Source organism: Mycobacterium sp. UM_WGJ (assembly GCF_000455125.1).
Taxonomy (GTDB): domain Bacteria; phylum Actinomycetota; class Actinomycetes; order Mycobacteriales; family Mycobacteriaceae; genus Mycobacterium.
Window position 1 is genome coordinate 1 of sequence record NZ_AUWR01000093.1, and the last position, 3,462, is coordinate 3,462.

Here is a 3,462-nt window from a genome sequence, read left to right on the forward strand (position 1 = left end):
CCGCCGTTACCGCCGGCCCCGCCGTTACCGTCGCCGTCCTCGGCGAAGGTACCGGCCAGGCCCGCCACGCCAGCGCCACCGTTACCGCCGGCGCCACCGACACCGCCGGCACCACCGTTACCGGCCGCACCGGGAGTGTGCACCCCGAAGAAGCCGCCCGCGCCACCGTTACCGCCGACACCACCGTTGCCGGCAAGGCCACCAACGCCGGCATCGCCGCCGTCGGGCTCGTTCTCGTCACCGGCAGCACCGTCACCACCAGCGCCACCGGTACCACCCACGCCACCGGCACCACCAGCACCGGAGTTACCGAACAGACCGGCCACACCACCGTTGCCGCCGGCGCCACCGTTACCGGCGGCGCCACCGGCCTGACCGATACCACCGGCAGCACCCGTGCCACCGGTGCCACCGATACCGCCGGCGCCACCGTTGCCGATCAGGAAGCCACCGTCACCACCGGTGCCACCAGCGAAGCCGATCAGACCGATGTCGCCGATGCCACCCTGACCACCGGCGCCACCGTTGCCCATCAAGAAGCCACCGGCACCGCCGTCGCCACCGAGGCCGAAGAAGCTACCGCCGTCGCCGCCGTTGCCGATCAGGCCCGCGTTGGCGCCGTTGAGGTTGAAGTCGGTCGAGGCGAACGCGTAGGTGCCGTTCTCGATACCGGCCAGGGTGACCGCGGTGTCGCCGTCCATCAGCACCGCACCATTGGCGCCCAGCACCTCGCCGTCGGCGTTGACGAACGCACCGCTGCCGCCATCACCGAACAGGAAGCCACCGGCCGAGGCGGCGTTGTAGACCAGGTCACCGTCGCCGTTGATGCTGACGAAGGCGTTGTCGCCGTTGTCGAAGACACCGTCGATACGCAGGCCGCTGTCGATCAGGAACTGGTTGATGCCATAGATCGGCTGGTAGATCAGCGCGTTGAGGGTGTTCGCCACCAGGGCGTTGAGGCCATCGAGGGGGGTGGCGGCCGCCGAGCCGGCCAGGTCCCCGTCGAAGAGCCCGCTCAGGCCCAGCCAGTCAAACGCCGAGGTGTCCACCGACGACGGCTCGATCCAGCTGAACAGATCGCCGAAGAAGTCTTCGAAATCGGCGCTGGCGGGCGCTGCGGTGACCGGCGTCATACCGAACGCGAGGAAAGCACCGGCAGCACTGGTAGCACCCACGGCGCGGCTGAGACGACGAGTCCTGCTCTTGGCGGCGGATCGATTCGACATGTCTTCCCTTCGGTAAGGATTAGCCCCTGGGCGGCTGACAGAGACGTAAATTGCTAAGCCGTCGTTAAGGTAACAGAGCGCCGACAAGGCGGGCAACCAAAAGAGAATCACGAACCTGTGAACTTGTTGCAATGCTTGTGAACAGTCGGTTTCCCCGGGGAGCCACCGGTTTAGTTGGACACGTGTCTAAATATGGCAACGGATCGCGCGGACGGCAATTTTTCTCATGCCCAGCGACAACCTGTGAGGCTCATAGTGTTTCTTTCATGTTCTCGCCGATGTAGTTAGCTACCGGCCGCAATCCCGATCGTGCTGCGGCGTGCTGGGCACGAGAGGCAAGGACCGCTGATTAGGATTCGCAGGTGGCCGAGATGACCCCCCGCCCCTTGCAGCTGTCGACGCAGGTGTGGCGTTTTCTGGTCACCGGAGCCCTGTCAGCGATCGTGGATTTCGGGCTTTACCTGCTGCTTTACCTGGGGGCCGGCGTCCCGGTCGACATCGCCAAAGCGATCAGCTTCGTTGCCGGAACCACCACCGCTTACCTGATCAACCGGCGCTGGACATTCCAGTCCTCGGCGAGCACCGGGCGATTCGTCGCGGTGATGGCGTTGTACGCCTTGACATTCGCGGTCCAGGTGGGGATCAACCACCTGGTTCTGAAGCTGCTGGACTATCAGCATTGGGCGCTGCCGGTGGCGTTCGTGATTGCACAGGGCACCGCGACCGTCATCAATTTCGTGGTGCAACGGACGCTGATCTTCCGGGCGCGCTGAGCGCCCCGGGCTTTATGGTGTGACGCCGGGCCGCCACCTCCGCACGCACGCCTGCCCATCTGGATGAAGTCGAGTCGGATGTCGCCGGCGCTATCGCAGTGGGTGACTCGTCCGGCCCACACCACATCTACGGTCCGAACACCACCGCGGCCCGGTCCAAAGACTGGGCCGCGGTGATTCGGCAGGGTGCGGGTTACGGGTTGTTCGCGCCGTTGGCGCCCGTCCAGGTTTGGTTGTTGGTGTGCTGGCCTGGACCGGCATACAGTTCTCCGGAGACGCCATTGCCGCCGGTGTTGCCCAACCCCGTACCAGTGCCGCCGTTACCGGCCTGGGCCACTCCGTTCTGATACACACCCGCATTGGCGGGGTCGCCCAAGCCGTTAGTCGCGCCGGCCACGGCGTATCCACCAGTGCCGCCGACGCCGCCGTCACTGCCGACACCACCATTACCGCCGGTGACCGAGTTGTTCAATGCCTGAGCGCCCGCTCCAATCGCGGTGATCTGGGTGACCAGGCCAGTATTGCCGTTTCCGCCCGTTCCACCGTCGATACCGTCACCGCCGTTGCCACCGGTGACAGTGCCGCTGGCCACAGCGCCCACACCACTGGCTTGGATGGCCGCCCTGTTCGCGTCACCGCCCACAGAGTCGGCGCCGATCGCATCGCCGCCACGGCCACCTTGCACCGTCCCGGACGCCACGCCACCGCTGCCACTGCTTCCGCCGAAGTCCCGGCCCGCACTGATGTAACCGATCGCACCGTTGCCGGCGTCACTGCCGAGGCCATCGGCGTTACCGCCATCGCCACCGGTTGCCTCACCTGCCACGGTGCCGCTATTGACCGACCACAGGTAGCCCCGGCCCGCATCACCGCCCGCACCACCGTCAGCGCCGCTACCACCGACACCGCCGGTGCTGGTGGCGTTCTGCACGATGCCACCGGTAGTCGCTTCAACATCAGCGTTGCCGCCCTTGCCGCCAACACCACCGTCGGTGCCGAGACCACCCGCACTGGCGGTCGCCTCAGTGTTAATAACGTTGCCGCCGCTCGCGGCGATGATCGTGGCGTTACCACCAGCACCACCGGTGCCACCATCCGACCCGTTACCTCCGACACCGCCCTGGGCGGTGGCACCGTCGACACTGCTGCCGCCGGTCGCGCTGATACTGGCGCTACCGCCGGTACCACCGCTGCCGCCGGTGGTCCCCTCCCCGGCGTGACCGCCGATGGCGTGACTGTTGGTGACACTGCTGCCTGCGCCGGTGGCCGTGATGTTCGCCGCACCGCCCGCGGCGGTGTCGCTGGCATCGCCACCGGTCACCGTGCTGTTGGAGATGCTCCCGCCGTTACCGATGACCGCGCTGGCCGCACCGCCGGCGAAGTTATCGGAATTCGCACCGCTGGTGATCGTGGTGTCGGTGACGCTGCTCCCGGCACCACTGACAATCAGCGAGTTATTGGCG

General features: G+C 66.6%; 1 protein-coding gene and 2 pseudogenes. 1 reads left to right on the forward strand and 2 read right to left on the reverse strand.

The genetic code is table 11. The features are described from left to right. Positions 1 to 1,226 (reverse strand): annotated as a pseudogene (locus N416_RS23405) (PE family protein); the annotation flags it as partial. A 371-nt stretch (positions 1,227 to 1,597) separates the two neighbouring features. On the opposite strand from N416_RS23405, the gene N416_RS0120705 reads away from it, so the two are divergent. Continuing rightward, complete coding sequence (locus N416_RS0120705) at positions 1,598 to 1,999, forward strand: GtrA family protein (RefSeq protein ID WP_024444002.1); 402 nt, start codon at positions 1,598 to 1,600, stop codon at positions 1,997 to 1,999. Positions 2,000 to 2,192: 193 nt separating this feature from the next. Here the strand turns inward: N416_RS0120705 and N416_RS24185 are convergent. Next, positions 2,193 to 3,462 (reverse strand): annotated as a pseudogene (locus tag N416_RS24185) (hypothetical protein); the annotation flags it as partial.

Bases quoted from the DNA above. Each gene is read 5' to 3' on its own strand.
- N416_RS0120705 (WP_024444002.1), top strand. From the start codon at position 1,598: ATGACCCCCCGCCCCTTGCAGCTGTCGACGCAGGTGTGGCGTTTTCTG.